The sequence below is a fragment of the Neisseria sp. KEM232 genome (assembly GCF_002237445.1).
Classification (GTDB): Bacteria; Pseudomonadota; Gammaproteobacteria; order Burkholderiales; family Neisseriaceae; genus Neisseria.
The window spans coordinates 488,026-504,349 of the sequence record NZ_CP022527.1 but is presented as its reverse complement, the minus strand read 5'-3'; the positions used below and the strand labels follow the sequence as shown (position 1 = coordinate 504,349).

18 protein-coding genes are annotated in these 16,324 nt (G+C 59.9%); 5 read left to right on the top strand and 13 right to left on the bottom strand.

Annotation, left to right across the window (positions count from 1 at the left end; all coding sequences use genetic code 11):
- Nucleotides 1-94 precede the first annotated feature (94 nt).
- The 5 genes from CGZ77_RS02390 (at nt 95) to CGZ77_RS02370 (ending at nt 2,893) form a co-directional block, all read left to right on the top strand.
- The gene (locus tag CGZ77_RS02390) at nt 95-847 is read left to right on the top strand and encodes a beta-ketoacyl synthase chain length factor (protein ID WP_094030876.1); all 753 of its coding nucleotides are present in this window, start codon (nt 95-97) and stop codon (nt 845-847) included.
- A complete protein-coding gene (locus CGZ77_RS02385; RefSeq protein ID WP_009424952.1) occupies nt 844-1,602 on the top strand; it encodes a 1-acyl-sn-glycerol-3-phosphate acyltransferase in 759 nt (252 codons plus the stop codon). Before CGZ77_RS02390 ends, CGZ77_RS02385 begins: the two co-directional genes overlap by 4 nt.
- Entirely contained in the window at nt 1,599-1,862 is a 264-nt protein-coding gene (locus tag CGZ77_RS02380; protein WP_009424953.1) for a phosphopantetheine-binding protein, read from the top strand. The genes CGZ77_RS02385 and CGZ77_RS02380 overlap by 4 nt, the downstream gene beginning before the upstream one ends.
- A 27-nt stretch (nt 1,863-1,889) precedes the next feature.
- Complete coding sequence (locus CGZ77_RS02375) at nt 1,890-2,150, top strand: acyl carrier protein (RefSeq protein ID WP_094031205.1); 261 nt, start codon at nt 1,890-1,892, stop codon at nt 2,148-2,150.
- A gap of 203 nt (nt 2,151-2,353) precedes the next feature.
- Nucleotides 2,354-2,893: a hypothetical protein gene (locus CGZ77_RS02370; RefSeq protein ID WP_009424955.1), complete on the top strand. Its 540-nt coding sequence runs from the start codon at nt 2,354-2,356 to the stop codon at nt 2,891-2,893.
- Nucleotides 2,894-2,991: 98 nt separating this feature from the next.
- On the opposite strand, the gene CGZ77_RS02365 is transcribed toward CGZ77_RS02370, so the two are convergent.
- From CGZ77_RS02365 to CGZ77_RS02305, 13 genes are all read right to left on the bottom strand, one after another.
- Entirely contained in the window at nt 2,992-4,197 is a 1,206-nt protein-coding gene (locus tag CGZ77_RS02365; protein ID WP_009424956.1) for a beta-ketoacyl-ACP synthase, read from the bottom strand.
- On the bottom strand, nt 4,194-4,727 hold the full coding sequence (locus tag CGZ77_RS02360; protein ID WP_094030875.1) for a hypothetical protein: 534 nt from the start codon (nt 4,725-4,727) through the stop codon (nt 4,194-4,196). The genes CGZ77_RS02365 and CGZ77_RS02360 overlap by 4 nt, the downstream gene beginning before the upstream one ends.
- Before the next feature lie 307 nt (nt 4,728-5,034).
- A complete protein-coding gene (locus CGZ77_RS02355) occupies nt 5,035-7,353 on the bottom strand; it encodes an MMPL family transporter (protein ID WP_009424958.1) in 2,319 nt (772 codons plus the stop codon).
- Between the two features lie 105 nt (nt 7,354-7,458).
- On the bottom strand, nt 7,459-8,199 hold the full coding sequence (locus tag CGZ77_RS02350) for a hypothetical protein (protein WP_009424959.1): 741 nt from the start codon (nt 8,197-8,199) through the stop codon (nt 7,459-7,461).
- The gene (locus CGZ77_RS02345; protein WP_009424960.1) at nt 8,181-9,215 is read right to left on the bottom strand and encodes a beta-ketoacyl synthase N-terminal-like domain-containing protein; all 1,035 of its coding nucleotides are present in this window, start codon (nt 9,213-9,215) and stop codon (nt 8,181-8,183) included. Before CGZ77_RS02345 ends, CGZ77_RS02350 begins: the two co-directional genes overlap by 19 nt.
- Nucleotides 9,212-9,502, bottom strand: a complete 291-nt coding sequence (locus CGZ77_RS02340) for a phosphopantetheine-binding protein (RefSeq protein ID WP_009424961.1) — start codon at nt 9,500-9,502, stop codon at nt 9,212-9,214. The genes CGZ77_RS02345 and CGZ77_RS02340 overlap by 4 nt, the downstream gene beginning before the upstream one ends.
- Before the next feature lie 45 nt (nt 9,503-9,547).
- Nucleotides 9,548-10,798: an ABC transporter permease gene (locus CGZ77_RS02335; protein WP_009424962.1), complete on the bottom strand. Its 1,251-nt coding sequence runs from the start codon at nt 10,796-10,798 to the stop codon at nt 9,548-9,550.
- Nucleotides 10,795-11,691, bottom strand: coding sequence for an ABC transporter ATP-binding protein (locus tag CGZ77_RS02330; RefSeq protein ID WP_009424963.1), 897 nt, complete (start codon nt 11,689-11,691; stop codon nt 10,795-10,797). The genes CGZ77_RS02335 and CGZ77_RS02330 overlap by 4 nt, the downstream gene beginning before the upstream one ends.
- A gap of 119 nt (nt 11,692-11,810) precedes the next feature.
- The gene (locus CGZ77_RS02325; protein ID WP_009424964.1) at nt 11,811-12,809 is read right to left on the bottom strand and encodes a BtrH N-terminal domain-containing protein; all 999 of its coding nucleotides are present in this window, start codon (nt 12,807-12,809) and stop codon (nt 11,811-11,813) included.
- Between the two features lie 63 nt (nt 12,810-12,872).
- Nucleotides 12,873-13,286: a hypothetical protein gene (locus tag CGZ77_RS02320; protein WP_009424965.1), complete on the bottom strand. Its 414-nt coding sequence runs from the start codon at nt 13,284-13,286 to the stop codon at nt 12,873-12,875.
- Nucleotides 13,287-13,356: 70 nt separating this feature from the next.
- Entirely contained in the window at nt 13,357-14,508 is a 1,152-nt protein-coding gene (locus CGZ77_RS02315) for a beta-ketoacyl-ACP synthase III (protein WP_009424966.1), read from the bottom strand.
- A gap of 77 nt (nt 14,509-14,585) precedes the next feature.
- On the bottom strand, nt 14,586-15,509 hold the full coding sequence (locus CGZ77_RS02310) for a hypothetical protein (RefSeq protein ID WP_009424967.1): 924 nt from the start codon (nt 15,507-15,509) through the stop codon (nt 14,586-14,588).
- Between the two features lie 149 nt (nt 15,510-15,658).
- Complete coding sequence (locus CGZ77_RS02305) at nt 15,659-16,252, bottom strand: outer membrane lipoprotein carrier protein LolA (protein ID WP_009424968.1); 594 nt, start codon at nt 16,250-16,252, stop codon at nt 15,659-15,661.
- Nucleotides 16,253-16,324: the final 72 nt, after the last annotated feature.

Here is a 16,324-nt window from a genome sequence, read left to right as displayed (position 1 = left end):
TTATTGCCTACGTTTCGCGGCAAATCGGTTAAAATGCCGCCTTCTTTGTTTCATACGGGCGGCCGCCGCGCCGCCGCAACGGAGTCCCGACACCATGCATACGGCCTGTTCGTTCTCATTCAATATCGCCGCGTGGCACGCCGCCTGCAACCGCATGGCAACGGCAGAGCAATGGCAGCAATGGGCGGCCGGACAGCTTGATGCCGATACCCTGCCCGAACACAAACCCGCGCTTGCGTTTCTGCCCGCCATGCAGAGGCGGCGGTTGGGTGCGGCTGCGCGGCTGGTGTGCGAAGCCGCGTGGGAGCTGGCCGACCGCTACCCTGGCTGTCCGATGGTTTACGCCTCGCACGACGGCGAAATCAACCGCAGTTTCGAACTGTGGCCGGAGCTGCTGCGCTCGCACACCGTATCGCCTACCTCATTCGGCCTGTCGGTACACAACGCGCCGGCCGGCCAATGGTCGATTCTACGCAGCGACATGAATGAAAACACCGCGCTCGCTCCGCTTTCAGACGGCCTCGAAACCGCATTGGCCGAAGCGTTCGCACTCCTATCCGACGGCGCGGAACGCGTGTTGGTCGTGGTTGCCGACGACCCGCTGCAAACTAGCTACGGTGTCTCCGCCGAACGCGCCCCGTTCCCCCACGCTTTGGCTATGGTTGTCGAAGCGGGCGGGCGTTACAGCCTGACGCTGCAAACAGGCGGTGCAGATAGCGAAAGGCCGTCTGAATCCGCCAAACCCTATTACGGCGCATTGGACTGGATACGCTTTTTGCATTCAGACGGCCTCGAACACACGCGCCATTACACCGGCCGCCGCTGGCTGTGGCAGAAAAACGCATGAACCGCCTTGATTATCTCCGCCGTTTCGCCGCAACCTTGTTGGGCTTTATCCTGTTCGGCGTGGCGGGCGTGCTGTTCAAAATCGCCCTTCTGCCCTATACGCTCAAATCCACCAAGGGCGACGTGCCGCGCCAGCTTGCCGCGCGACGTATGATTGGACGCGTATGGCGTTTTTTCGTCGGCTATCTGCAATGGTCGGGCGTATTGAGCGTAAGTTTTCGCGGCGCAGACAGACTCGGCCGCCCCGGCCAGCTTATCCTCGCCAACCACCCCTCCCTGCTTGATGTCGTATTAATGGTCAGCCACGCGCCCGCCCCAAATGTATTGGTTAAAAAAGACCTGCTGCACAATCCCAGCATGAGAAGCCAGATTCTTGCCTCGGGCTATATTCCCAACGACGAAAGCATGGAAATGCTCGAAGAAATCGATGCCGTATTCCGCAGCGGGCAAAGCCTGCTCATCTTCCCCGAGGGCACACGCACCGGTTGGGACGGACAAATCAAAATGCACCGCGGCGCGGTATCCATCGGCCTGCGCAGCGCAAACGTGATTACGCCCGTAGTCATCAAAATGACTCCGCCCAACTTCAAAAAAGGCCAGCCGTGGTATCAGATACCGCCGCAGAAAATCCGTTACGAAATTACCGTCGGCGACGACATCGACCCGCAAGACTGGCTCGCCGAAAAACCCTTACCCATCGCCGCAAGGCGTTTGAACGCATACCTGCAAGACTACTTTACAAGGAAAACCACATGAACGATTTAGAAAACCAAATCAAGCAACTCATCATCGACAGCCTCGGCCTCGAAGACATGACTCCCGCTGACATCGGCAGCGAAGACCCGCTCTTCGGCGACGACGGCCTCGGCCTCGATTCCGTTGACGCACTCGAACTGGGCTTGGCCGTGCAAAAAACTTTCGGCTTCCAGCTCGACGGCGAAAAAGACAATCTGCGCGACAATTTCGCCAACGTCAAAACCTTGGCCGCATTCGTCAAAAGCCGCTTGGCAGAATAAGGAAACAATATGAGCGACAACAAAATTTTGAGCGAACAGGAAATCCGCACGCTGCTGTCTGAAGCGTTGGTCGAACTGTTTGAAATCGAACCCGAACGCATCATGCCCGAAACCAATCTCTACGAAGATTTGGAAATCGACAGCATCGACGCCATCGACCTCATCGACCTCATCAAGCGCGAAACCGGCCGCAGGTTGCAGGCCGAAGATTTCCGCAACGTGCGTACCGTTGACGACGTGGTGCAGGCCGTATTGAAAGTTCAGGATCAGGCTCAGGACGCGCAGTAAACTTTTCAGACGGCCTTCTGTCCGCAGAGGCCGCACGAGCCCTTCCGACCGCTGCCGATACAGAAACACGTTTTAAAAACGCATTAAGGCCGTCTGAAAAGCCATCTCGCAACCGCGCTTTCAGACGGCCTTCAAACGCCTGTTCCGCCGAGTGAAAGCACAAGCGGATAAAACCAAGAACCTTCTCCAATCAAGCCGCCCGCATGAATCCCGCCGCAAAAATCCTGCTCACGTTCGCCAGCCTCGCCTATCCGCTTTTGTGGTACTACGGCCGCGAAAACGGTGCATTCGTTTGGCTGGCCGCCGCCATGTGCGTCCTGTGGCTGATACGCGCCGCCATGCCGCAAACTGCCGCGCAACGCATAGTCGCGCTGCTGCTGTCTGCTTTTTTCGCCGCCGTTTTGCTGTTCAGACGGCCTGATTCGATGTACTGGTATCCCGTAGCCGTCAACCTGTTGATGCTTGCCGTATTCGGCGGCAGCCTGTTTGCCAAACAAACCGTCATCGAACGCCTTGCCCGCCTGCAACACCCCGACCTGCCGCCCGAAGGCGTGCGCCACACGCGGCGGGTAACGCAAATCTGGTGCGGCTTTTTTGTGTTGAACGGCGCAACCGCCGCCGCGTTGGCGTTGTTGCAATGGCATGACTGGTGGGCGGTTTACACGGGTATCGTGTCGTATGTGCTGATGGGCGTGCTGTTTGCGGGCGAGTGGTTTTACCGCAAGCTGGTGTTGAAAGTGTGAAAACACCCGGCAGGTACTGAATCTTGATGAAATGGCGACAGTAAAGGCAGCCTGGAAACGGAGGGAATCCCGTTTTCAGGCTGCCTTTTTTGCGCCGGTCACATACCGCCGATAATCAAAACCGCATTGCTGCCGCCAAAGGCAAACGACGAACTCGCTGCAATCCGTTTTTCAGACGGCCATACGCTGTTGCGGCCGGTGAGTGTGATGGCGGGCAGTTCGGGATCGGGTACGCCGTCCCAATGCTGCGGCGGCAGTTTGCCGTCGGGATTGTATTCGCGGCAGACCATGCCCCAGGCGATGGCGGCTTCCAATGCGCCCGCGGCGCCGAGGGTGTGGCCGGTGTAGGGTTTGGTTGAAGTGCAGGGCGCGGCCTTACCGAAAACTTCGGCCACGGCGCGGCTTTCCATGCCGTCGTTGTGCAGCGTGCCCGTGCCGTGCAGATTAATCCAGCCGATGTCCTGCGCTGTCAGTTCCGCATCGCGCAATGCCGTCTGAAACGACTGCGCCGCACCCGAGCCGTCCGGGCGCGGCGAAGACATATGGTAGGCGTCGCTGCTTGCGCCGTAGCCAAGCAGTTGCATTGTGCCGTCGAAATCGGCATCGCGCGTCATGATGAATGCGGCGGCGGCTTCGCCGATGTTGATGCCGTTGCGGTTGGCGGAAAACGGGTTGGCGATGCCGTCTGAAAGCACTTCCAGCGAGGCGAAGCCGTTGATGGTGAGCGGCGACAGGGTGTCTGCGCCGCCGCAAATCACGGCATCGGCAAGATTGGCACGCAACAGCCGCGCCGCGCTGATCAGGGCGCGCGCGCCCGAAGTGCAGGCGGTGGACACGGTGTAGCGCAGCCCTTGCAGCCCGTAAGCCCGGGCGACAAATTCTGCGGGCGCGCCCATGGTGTGTTGCAGCTGCTTGAACGGTTTGTCCGCCCAGCCGCCGCCGCGGGCAATATGTTCAAACAGCGGGATGTTTTCGTCCGCGCCGCTGGTGGACGTGCCGATAACCACGGCAATGCGATGGCGGCCGTAACGCGCGACAGCGGCACGAATGTCGTCTTCGATTTGTTCGAGCGCGTGCCAGAGCAGTTGGTTGTTGCGGCTGACGTGCTCCGGCGGCAGGCCGTCTGAAAACGGGCGCAGGGTTTCGTTTACTGCGCCGAAGGCATGGTTTTTGCCCTTAATCCACCGGTCGGAAAAGGCCAGCGGCACGGCCTGCGGGTTGAGCAGCGCGTCGATGTGGGTGCGTATGCCGCTGCCTAGTGCGCTGGTAACGGCGGGGCGGCTGAGGTAGACGGGTGTTTTCATGGCTGCTCTTGCGCCTGTTCTTCTATCGGGGCGGCTGTCCAGCGCGTGTTGTCGGGGAAACCGATGCGGAATTGTCCGGCATCGGCAGCAACGCACCACAAATCGCGATCTTTGTAGCGGAACAGCGCGCCTTTGCCTTCGGGGCAGAATCCGTTGTTTTCAGACGGCCTTTTTGTGATTTCGGGATACAGAGAGGCGGCATCGTCAGTGGCAAGCAGCGGCAGCAGGGCGGCGAACAGGCGGCGCGAGGCGGCGTTGGGCATGACGAAACCGTCGTTTTCCCAGCCTTGCGTGCTGACGGTCTGGCGTGACACGGGCGCACCCAGCGCGTCGGTCTGCACAAAGCGGAGGCCGTCTGAAAGCGGTTCGACGGCCAGCAGGCTGGTTTGTACGGTTTGTCCGGCGGCATCGGCTTTTTCCAGTTTGAACCAGCGGGCGGACTGCGGCAGCGGCGGCAGGCTGTGCGGTTGCGGCAGCGGTGCGGCGCAGGCGGCAAGCAGCAGCGCGGCGGCAAGCATGGTAAGGCGCATGGTTTTTCCTTTACGGGTGGGAAGGGGCGGCATCGTATAGTGAAACGACACGGAAAGATACAAGGCAGCAAGCCGCAGACAGTACAGGTAGTACGGGGCAGGTTTTCTTGGCATTTCCAATGCCGTAGAAAACCGCTTTCTTTGAGCCAAGGCGCAGCAACGCCGTAGATTTTCGTGTTGGTTCACTATAACACGATTTGCCGCAGCCGTTTTGCAGGCTTCTTTTCGGATTTTCAGACGGCCGCAAACGCCCTGCCGTGTTTTTGTCCGTCTGAAATCCTGTTTCGGCGTTTCGGATACGGGCGGGTCAATCCCGCAGCAGCGAGCCGGCCAGCCAGAGGTTGAACGCCACGCCCAGCGTAACGGTGATGCCGAACGCGGCGACGGCGGGAGTGCCGCTGAGGGCGAGCAGGGCGAAGGAGATGGCGGTGGTGGCTGCGGCAAGCAGCATGCCGCCGAGGCGTGCGGCGGCGGTGTGTTTGGCGGTGGCGGCATAAACGGCGTAATCGATGCCGATGGCGGAGACGAGCAGTAGTCCGAACATGGCGAACAGGCTGACGGGGATGCCGAGCCAGCCGAGGGCGGCGACGGTGCAGACGGCGGCGGCCAACGGTACGGCGATGATTTTGCCGCCGTGTTTCGCGCCGAACATTTTCCACAGCAGCAGCCATGCCAGCGCGTAGGAGGCGAGTTTGAGCCAGGCGGCCTGGTTGCGTGTGTGATGGAAGAGTTCGTTGAGGCGGGCGCGTTTGTCTGCCCAGTGTATGCCCGAGATGCGCAGGGCGGCGGCGCGTACGGCGGTTTCGTCGGCGATGCCGTTCAGGCGCACGATGGCGGCGTGGCGGCCTTTTTCCACTTCGCCCAGATAGAGCGGCCGCCATGCTTCGGCCAAACCGGTTTTGAGGCCGTCTGAAAGGGATAGCGTCGGTGCGTCGGCGGCTTGGATGAGGGCTTCGCGTATGGTTTTGCGCGGAATGCCGGCATCGGCAAGCGGTTGCCAGTTTTCGCGCAGCTTGGCCAGTTCGCGCAGGCGGTTTTTCAGTTTTTGCTGTTCGGACGCGGGGGCAATGAATTGGTCGGGCGATTGGAAGCCGCCGAGTTTGCCTTCTGCGACGAGCGGTTGCAGCGCGCGGCCGAGTTCGGCGGTTTTTTGCAGCAGCGCGTCTTCGCTGCCGGCTTCGGCCACCAGGTATTTGCCGCCGAAATCCGTGCCGCTCAAATCGCCGATTCGTTTGACTTCGGCCAGCATTTCAGACGGCATGTTGACCCACTGGCCGATGTCGTCGCGCCAGTCGCTGCGCCACAACCCCGCTGCCAGCAGTATGCCGCCGAGCGCGAGCCAGCCGCGTTTGTGAAAACGGGTTTTCAGACGGCCGGAGTATGCGTGCAGCCTTTCGGTAAACGCGGCGAAGGGTACGGCCTTGGCGCGGTAACGGGCAAATAGCGGCGGCAGCCACAACACGGTTGCGCCAAACGCGCCCAAGAGAGAAAAGCCGGAAAAGACGGCGGTTTGGCGCAACACGGGCAGCGGCGTGAACCACAGCAGCGCGTAGCCCGACACGGTAATCAGCAGGCTGACGGCAAAGCTCGGCAGAACGTGTTTCATCGCGCGTTCGGATGGCCAGTCGGTGTGTGCCGTCGGTGCGAATACCGAAGGGGCGAGCCAGTGCAGCGGGAAGTCCACCAGCATGCCCACCAGGCTGGTGCCGACGATGATGGTCAGGATGTGCACTTCTCCGAACACCGCCAACGCCGCCGCCAGCCCCGCCAGCATACCCGATGCCAGCGGCAGCATCAGCCAGAACACGCGGACGCTGCGGAACACCCACAGCAGCAGCGCGAAAGTCGCCAGCGTACCGGCGATACCCATGATGCGGCTTTCCGCTTCCGCCGCCGTTTTGGACGCGGCGGCAAACAGCGCGCCGCCTGCGGCCAAGGTTTTTGCGCCGTGTTTTTGCGCGATGGCGCGGCTTTCGGCCATCAGCGGCAGCAGCGCGTCGTTGCCGGAAAAGTTGTCGCCCGTTTTCAGACGGCCTCTGAGCCATACCCAGGTTTGGCCGTCTGCTTCGGTGTAGAGCATTCCGTTGTCCATATTCCATTGCAAACGGCTCTGCGGGTTGGCTTTCGCCGCGACAAACCGGCCAAAGCCCAGCCAGTCCTGTTCCAAAGACAGGGGCGAGGGGGCGGCAAACGGGTTGGCCGCGTCTTCCGCCCGCGTTTGGAAATACCGTTTCGGTTCTTCAAAGATGAGCCGCGCCTGTTCCTGCGGCAATACCGCCAAGCCCAGTTTCTGCATATCCGCGCGTACCGCGTCCAAATCGGGTGTGATGCTGCTGTCGACCGACTCGAATACGCCGCTGCCGCGCCACGTTTGGGCGATTTCGGAGGCCGTCTGAAACGCCGTGTCCGCATCCGCGCTGCCTGCGAGCAGCACCACCTGCGTGTTGAGCTGCGCTTCGCCCGCTTTGTCGGCGGCCGTCAGCAGCGCGTCGGGCTGCGCGTCGGCGGGAAGCAGGGCGGTGAGGTCGGTTTGCAGGCGGTTGCCTGTGGCAAAGGCATAGATGAGAAACAGGCAGAGTAGGGCGGACAGTGCGGTGTAGGTGCGGCGGAGTGTGCGTAAGGACATTTCAGACGGCCTTTGCGGGTGGGAAGGGGAAGGCGTTATTTTAGCTGTAATCGGCAATACGGTTCGGCGGCGGCATTTTCAGACGGCCTTTGCCGTCCGGACGGTTTATCCGATCCGTTCGTATGCGGTGGCGACATCTGCCGGGCAGCCGGTTTGTATCGTCCAACTGCCTGCTTCGATGGTGTGGCTGCGTTCGTGCAGCGTTGCCGCAAGGTCGGCAATGTGCTGCCAATAGTAGGTTTCAGACGACCTTTCCGTTGCGGCCTGCGGCGTGGTTTTTTTGGAAAAGCACAGGGGCGAGCCGGTGTCTGCACCGTGTTCGAGCAGCAGCCAGACGCTGCCTTCGCCGGTGTGCGGGTAGGGCGGCTGGTGTTCGTAGCACCAGCCGACGGCGGCTTGTCCGCCAATCGGAAGCGAGGCGGCGGCGAGCAGCAGGGGATGGAAGCGGGTGTCGGAATCGCGTCCTGCGGGAACGGTAGATGTTGCGCCGTGGCAGCCGAGGGCTTCGGCGGCATGGAAGGCGGGGGCGTTGTGCAGGTTGGCGATGAAATCGAAAGGCATGGCGGCGTGGTGGTCAAGCACGTTGCCGGCCATTTTGGCAAATATGGCGGGCGAGGAGAACGGCGTGCCGAGCCAGACGGCGCAATCGGGGGAAATGCGGCGGCTGCGGGCGAGCAGGCCTGCGCCGAGGGCGGCGCAGATACTGAGGCGGCTGAGGCGGCGCGGGTCGGTGCCGGTGCGCTGTTGCAGGACTTGTTTGAGGATTTTTCCGCTGACGGCCGCGTCGGTGTCGAAGCGGGCGGCAGCGGTGATGCGGATGTCGGGAATCAGGGTGTCCATTGCCATACTGTTGTTGTGTTGCTGCCGCCGAAGCCGAAGTGGTTGGCGAGGCAGAAAAGGCCGTCTGAAAGGGGGATGTTGTGTCCGTGGATATCGGTAAGCGTGCGGCTGCGGAGTGCTTGGGCGAGCAGGGCAGTTTCGAGTGCCGCGCTTGCGCCGAGGGTGTGGCCGGTTTGCGGTTTGAGTGCGGCAAGCGGCGGCGGTGTGCCGAATACTTTGTGCAGCACCTGCATTTCGGCGGCATCGCTGTCGGCTGTGCCGATGCCGTGGGTTTTGACGAGGGCGATGCCGGCGGGTGTGATGCCTGCGGCGGCAATGGCGCGGCGGATGACGCTTTCCTGCACGGCAGTATCGCTCTGTACCAAATGGCTGCCTGTGCCTGCGGCGTGGCCGGCCAGTTTCAGACGGCCTTTGCTTTGCGGCTCTGCGGCGGAGAGGGCAAGCGCGGCTGCGCCTTCGCCGAGTATCAGGCCGTTGCCGCCGAAGGGGCGGTAGTCGGCGGTGAGCAGGCCGAGGCTGTGGAAATGCAGCAGTGTGAGGCGGTTGAGGCTTTCGATGCCGAGTACGAAAGCGCGCTCCGCCAGACCGAGCGATAGGAAACGGTCGGCCTGGATGAGGGCGTGGGCGGATGAGGTACAGGAAGTGGCGAAGCTGAAAATGTTGCAGTTGCCGCTGCGTTCGCGCAGGTCGGCGGCAAGATGGAGCAGGTGGTTTTCCGGTGTGGTTTCACCGGCAAGATAGCGGTTTTCGTATTCGGAAATCAGGTAGGAGCCGGAGCCGATAAATACGGGCGCGGTATGCCAGGCTTCAGACGGCCAGCCTGCGTTTTCGGCGGCACGGCGCAAGTGCGCTTCGGCTTCGCCGGCAATTTCGGTGCGGCTGAGGCCGGGGGAGGAGAAGGCGCGAAAATAGGCGGCCTGCTGTGTTTGCTTGAGAAAAGCGAATTCCACCGTATCAGGCCGTCTGAATGCGGCCTGCGGATTGGCCGCGCAAGTGGCCGCTGTGCCGCAGAGCCAGCTCATGCGCCGTGTTCCCGCCGCACGAATGCGGCCAAACCGCGTATGCACATCATGTGTTTGCGTACCATGCGGTCGCCTTGCAGCCGCACTTGGAAATGCTGTTGCAGGGCAACGCTGATTTGCAGCGCGTCAAGCGAATCGAGGGCGACAGGGCTGCCGTCGCCGAACAGCGGCGCGTCGTCGGAGAAGTCTTCAGGGGCGATGTCGTCGGCTTTGCCGGACTCTTGCAGAATGAGTTTTTTCAATTCGGTTTCGAGTGCTTGCGGAGCAAGGGTGAAGGTGTAGGACATAAAAAGGGCTTTCGTATCCGGTTGGGCGGCGCGGTTTGCAGATTCTTAAAACCGCACCTGTGTTTGCAGCTGCCGACGGTAAACCAGTGTGGCAGAGAGGAGTGTGGCGGCGGCGAATGCAGCGAGCAGGGCGAGGTAGGGGGTGATGCCGCCTAAGCCGCTGCGGTTGAGCAGCAGCTCCTGAAAGGCTTTCAAGCCCCAAGCCATCGGCGACACCCAAGTGATGTGCTGCATGGTGTCGGGCATGACGTGTGCGGGCACCATGATGCCGCCGAGTGCCGCCATCAGGATAATGCCGCCGCCGCCAAGCACGACGGCGTGTTCGGTGGATTTGGCGCACACGCTGATCAGCAACGCATAGCCGAGCGCGGCGGCGGATACGGCGGCAGACAAGAGCGCGTAAGGCGCAAGGCTGCCATTGAGTACCAGCGCGCTTACGCCGAGCTTGGGCAGCAGGTAGCGGCCGAGCAGCAGCATACCGGCAAATTGGAGCTGGTTAATCAGGAAATACGGTACGAGTTTGGCCGCTATCAGCCCCGCCGCGCCTGCGCGGGCCAGCCGCAGCCGTGTAATCGTGTTGGTCTGCCGCTCCAAAGCCATCACGTTGGAGAGCGGTATCATGATGAAGAACATGCCGAAAATCAGCCATGCAGGTACGCTGTGCTGTACGGCGTTGGGCTTGGCCACTGTGCCGCTGCCTGCGCTCAAATAATGTTCCTGAAACATGGTGCGGCCTAAAAATGCGCTTACTGCATCAAGCTGTTCGGCGTTTTTTTCGTCCACTTTCTTTTGGATTTCTTTGCGGATTTTTGCGGGCAGTTTTTTGTTGTCGATGGTAATGCCGCTGTCGCCAAAGTAGGCGTTGACGCGCGTTTCGGTGTAATGCTGCTGCAAAACGCCTTTGACTGCCGCCAGCCATGAGGGTTCGGTATCGGGGGCGATATAGATTTGCAGCGTTTTACTGTCGGCGGGTTTGTCTGCGGCAAGGTTGGGGTTGTGCAGTACCAGTTGGAAACGCTTGTCGTGCAGCCCGTTTTGCGCGGCGGCGAGTTTTTCAGACGGCATCATGCTGACGCGTATGTTTTCTTTTTCCAGCGCGGCGGCGAATTTGGCGTTGACGCTGTCGCCCGCCGCGCCGACCAGTGCGATGCGGCTGCCTTCGTGCGGGTCGGCATCGCGGCTCAGTGCCAGCGACATAATCAGCATGAAAACGATGGGCATCACAAACAGTACGGCCAGGCCGTGCAGGTCGCGGCTCAAGAGTTTCAATTCTTTAATCAGGGAAGCGGCGGTCATGGCGTGTCGGTTTCGCGGCGGAGAAAGTCGAGGTAAAAGGCTTCCAGCGAGCCGTGTCCCTGCTGGAAGTAACGGATATGCACGCCGCTTTTTTGCAGGGCGGCATACACGGCGGCGGCATCCTGCGCGGTTTCCATCATGCCGCGCCGGTCGGCGGGCACGGCTTGCAGTGCGGCCAAGGTTGCAGGCGGCAGTGCAGGCTCGGTAATGAAGCGCACGGTTTGCGTCTGTGAAGCCAAAAGTTCGTCCAAGCTGCCTTGATACACCAGCCGTCCGTGTTGCAGCAGCGCGATTTTGCCGCAAAGCTGCTCGATTTCGGGCAGATAGTGCGAGGTGTACACCACGGTTACGCCCTGCCGCGTCAGTTCGGCAACGCTGTCGAGAATAAAGCGGCGCGATTGCGGGTCGATGCCGACGGTAATTTCGTCGAGAAACACCAGTTGCGGCGCGTTAATCAGCCCCACGGCGAAATTCAGACGGCGTTTGAGCCCGCCGGACAGGTGTTTGGCGGCTTTGTGTTTGTGTTCTTCCAAGCCGGCCTGCCCGATGAGCAGGTTCAGACGGCCTTTGTCGCGCATCTTGTAGAGCGAGGCGAAAAACAGCAGGTTGTCCCATACCGAAAGCTGCGGATAGAACGCGAAATCCTGCGGTACGAGACCGATTTTCTGCCGTGCGGCACGGGAGAGACGGTGCAGCGGCCGGCCGTCAAACAGGATTTCGCCCCTGCACACGTCCTGCAAACCTGCCATCAGCGACATCAACGTGGTTTTGCCCGCGCCGTTGTGTCCGAGCAGACCCAGGCATTCGCCGTCGGCAATGTCGAACGATACGTTGTCGAGAGCGGGTGCGTCGGCACGGGGGTAGCGGTGGGAGAGGGATTGGATTTGAATCATAGGTAAAGGGTGGTGGGCAGAGGCCGTCTGAACCGTTCAAGCGGTTTCAGGCATATCGGCAACCGGCTTGGCGGCGTTTTGGGAGTAAAACCGAATGCCGATGCTGCAAAAAAAGCGGTTTATCCGATTTGTTTCAACCGCCGCCATAATGCTTCTTCTTGGTCGGCGATGCCGCGTAAGAGGGCGGAGATTTCGGCGCAGCCATGTTCAGACGGCTTTTTGCACTGTTTCACGCACATGGCGGCAAACTGACGCCACTGGTCGCCGATGGCGGTCATCTGCTCAGAGGCCGTCTGAAAAGCCGTTTCGCCGCAGATTTGTGCCGACTGTTCTAAAAAATAGGCGTAGATATAGCGGAAACCCGCGCCGCCCGTGCCGATTTCTTCCTGCATGCGCACCAAGTGGCCGAGAAACAGTTTTTGGTATTTTTCGTTGTTTTGGGCGGGCAGGCTTTCGATTTTCTTGGCGACGGTGCGCATCCCTTTCACGCCGACGAAAAACAGCGGCGCAAGCATATGGTTGGCGTTTTTCCGTATGGCTTTGCGGATAACGGCAGGCAGTTTGGCAGCCACTGCCGCCGGATTTCCGCCTGCTTCAAGCGTGTACATCATGCCTTTGGCGGCCAGTGCGCCTTTGGCAAAGCGGGCGCACTGCAAGTCTTCGGCGGGGCAGCGTTGAACGGTTTCAAACACAGGGTCGCTGACAAGGTAGTCGCCGCCGTCTTTACCGTACACGAGCAGGTTGTGGGCGTTGAAATGGAAACGCATCTGCGGTGGAAAGTAGGGCAGCCAGAATACGGATGTCTGCACGCCTGCGGGTTGGCCTGCGGCCAAGGCTTCGTCAAGTGCGGCCTGCCCGCGCTCAGGACTGGAGAAACGGCGCACTGACAGTTTCAGCCCCAGTGCTTTGCAGGTGTTGCGGATGATGCTGCGCGGCGCGGCGCGATAGGACACGAGCGGCATTCCGCCGAGCTTGACTAGCGGCAGCCATACAAACGACAGCGCGTGTGCAATGCCGAAAATCATGGCTTCGTTCAACTCGCAGCCGTGGTATTTGAGCAGAGTGGACATGACACCGCTTTCGCAGTGGGCGGTGTGCTGGTGGGGAAATTCGGTCATGGGGTTTTCTTCGGAAAAAAGAGGCCGTCTGAACGGCGTGATGCCGTTCAGACGGCCTCTGCTTTATTTTCGACAGGGTGCATCGGTATCAATGCGTTGCAGTTCTTTAATGTTGATTTGCAGGGCATTGGCGTATTTTTGCAGGGTTTTGGAACTCAGTTTGGCAAAGATTTCGGGGCGCAAGTGGCGGCGAAGCTGCCATTTCCATACGCCTGCCGCGCCTGCCAGACTGGTTTCGTCGTGGCGGTAGCGGAACATATGGTAGTAGAGCGGCGAGTATTCGCCCCGCGCAACGGCTTCCCGGGCGGCTTGGGTTTGCGCGTCCAGCTCGGATACGGCAAGGCCGGTGGCGTAGGATTCGTCGTCCCAACCGCTGCTGGTGGCGGCCTCGTAATGGCCGCCGCGCGTTCCGTAGATGACTTTGCGGTGGCCGTGGTAGGAGGTGCTGTTGTCTTGCGGAATGTCTTTTACTTCCATGTCGGATCTTCGTTTCGGACTGTTTTGCTTATTGGCATCCGGTTGCGCGGCAATCGGGTCTGGATAGCTTCTAAACTGCTTCCAAAAGCATGAAACAGGTGGAAAAGCGGCTGCTTTCGGGGATGTAGCAGAGGATTTTCTGCCCGCGCCCAACGGGTGCGGTGCGCATAAATTCTTCAAGAATGATGTAAATCGAAGCCGAACCGGTGTTGCCTTTTTCGCTCAGGTTGGTAAACCATTTTTCTTGTGGAATGGCAAAACCGATGCCTTCCAATCCGGCAGCCAGTTTGTCGCGGAAGAAGCCGGAAGAGTAGTGCGGCAGAAACCAGTCGATGTCGGCGGCAGCGATCTTGTGTTTGGCGGCGATTTGGGGGAGCGGCTTTTCCACGGTGTAGCGGACGATGTGTTCGTTTAGCAGTTTGACATCCTGTTTGACTGCCATCAGGGTGTCGCGGCGGTTCTGTTCCGCGCCGGCGGCTTTCCAGCCGGTAAATGCGCCGTTGATGATTTCCGCACCCGCATACATGCAGGGCGGCATTTCGTTGGCGTAGGAGCGTAGCTCAATCCAATGGATTTTGAAGCTGAGGCCGTCTGAATTGGGGCGGCCGGACAGGTAAACCGCTCCTGCGCCGTCGGAAAGCATCCAGCGTAGGAAGTCTTTTTCAAAACCGATTTCGGGTGTGGCGTTTTCCAGTTTTTTCAAATCGGTTTCGCTCTGGAATACCTCGCCGCGCATGACGGCCGAGGCATTTTCCGAAGCGGCGGCAATGGCGGCGGTGTGTTCGCCCGTGCGTACCGCGTTGTAGGCGTATTTCATCGCCGCCATGCCTGAAGCGCATACGCCGGCGAGGCTGACGGTTTCGCAGGGGGGCATCTCAAGCAGGCCGTGTACCATCGCGCCGTGTCCGGGCATGATTTGGTCGGGATAGGAGGTGGCACAGGCAAGGCAGGATACGGTATCTGCAAAGCCTTGCGCTAAAAGCAGTTTTACTGCTTCGGCGGCAAGCTCGGCGTTGGTGTGGGTGGCGCGGCGGGTAGCGGGGTCAATGGCGTAATGGCGTGAGACGATGCCGTTGGAGCGCAGAATCATGCGGCGCACGCGCGAGGGCAGTCCGCCCGCCATGCCGAGTACGGCCTCCATCCGGTCGTTGTCCACAGGGGCGTTGGGCAGAAAAGCGGCGGCACGGTTGATATAGACGTTGTCGGGTATGTGCTTGGTCATTGTTATTGGGTTGTTTCAATGGTTTATCGTGTGGTTTGGAAAGTTTCAGACGGCCAAAGGCCGTCTGAACGGGCGGTTTATTCGCCTGAAGGTTGCGCGTAGTATTTTTTCAGCGCGGCCAAACGGTGTTTCAACAGCGGGTGCAGCAGTTTTTTCAGCAGCACGCTCACGGGAATGACGGTCAGAATCAGCGTGATGAGGAACAAAATATAAAACGCCAGTAACGCGCGGCGCAGCAGCGGCGACACGCGCCCGGCTGCCATCAGCAGCTTGCCCCACAGGAAGAAGCTGCGGCCTGCGGCCTTTTCGCTGAAAATCAGTTTTTCATCGACTTTGGCCGCCCCCATGTTTTGAAATAGTGTTTCGTCCAGCGGGAGTCCTTGTGCCAGCGCATCGCGCAGCTTTGTTCCGAAACGCACGCCGTCGGCCAGTTCGGTTTCGGCAATGCCCGCAGCAGGCAGGCGGCGGAAATACTGTTTGTCGCCCGTGAGCAGCCAGGCGGGAGTGGTAACGAAGCTGGCAGCCGTGCCGCAGGCATCGGTTTTAACGATGTTGCCGATGAGTTTCGCACCGTTGGCCGTGAGCAGGTTTTTCATTTTTTCCTGCGCCGCCAGCCACATATTGCGGCAGCCGATGAGCGTGATAACGGGTTTGCCTGCAAGCAGCCGGCGGGTTTCGGCACGTTGTAAAAAGGCGGTAACGGGTTGCGACGGGGAGAGAAACCACACTGTATAGGCGATGACGACGACGTCGTAGTCTTCGTCGGGAATCTGCGGCGGCTCGATGGGGGCGGGTTTCAGATGGACGGTTTCGGGAAAAGTATCGAAAAAACGCCAAAACGGCCACGGAAACGGATAGGGCTGTTGCGGAACAAGGTTTACGCAGTCGGTGCGGATTCCGCTCTGCCGCAGCGGTTTGGCGAAGTGCCGTGCCAATGCGTCCAGCTGTCCGGTTTGCGAGTAGTGCACCAGCAGCACTTTTTTGTTTTCATATCCCGTCATTGTGTTTTACAAAAATTATTTGATAGGGCGGTATTATAGCTTTTTTGTAAAAGTATTTGAAGAACAAACAGCTATGCCGTCTGAAAGCTGCTCTGCCGGCTGTGCGGACGTTTTAACTTCGTTGAAGCTTCGCTTTCAGACGGCCTTTTTTACAGTGCGCTTCGAGCGAAGCCGTCGAGCGGTTTGTCGGTTTGCACTTGGTTGAAGCGCATAACGGTACGGTCGCCTTGTTTTTCGTCCAGCTCGATTTGGCGTACCACGCTGTCACCGCTGATGTCGATGCGGTTGAAAATCTGGCGGGTAACGGCCGTTTTCGGTGTCAGGCGCAGTGTCCACTGTTTTTCCGTACCGGAGAGGGCGAGGTCAAACTGGTTTTCCAAGCCCCGTGTGTTGCCGCCGAGCAGGTCGAGAAAGAGTTTGATTTGGCGGCTTTGGCCGGAAAGCCTGCTTTGGTTGGGATTGTTCCATGTGCCGCCGTTGTACTGCATGATGCCGTCGGCACGCACGCGCAGGGTGGTTTCAAAGGGCTTTTGCATCTGCCACAGCAGCCCTTTGTTTGGCACGAGGACGAATCTGCCTTGGGTGGTCATGGGTTTGGTGAGGGATTTGAGGTAACGCTGCTGGGTAAACGCGCCCTGTACGTTGGCGGGTTTTTGCAGGGTTTGCGCCAGCTCGGCGGTGGAAAAGGCCCACGCGGGCAGGCAGACGGACGCGAGCGCGGCGGCGGTAATAAACTTTTTCATGGATTTTCTTTCTGCGGCGGCCGTTTCAGACGGCCTGTTGTCTGTGGAAACGGATATGGCGGCGGCAGGCCG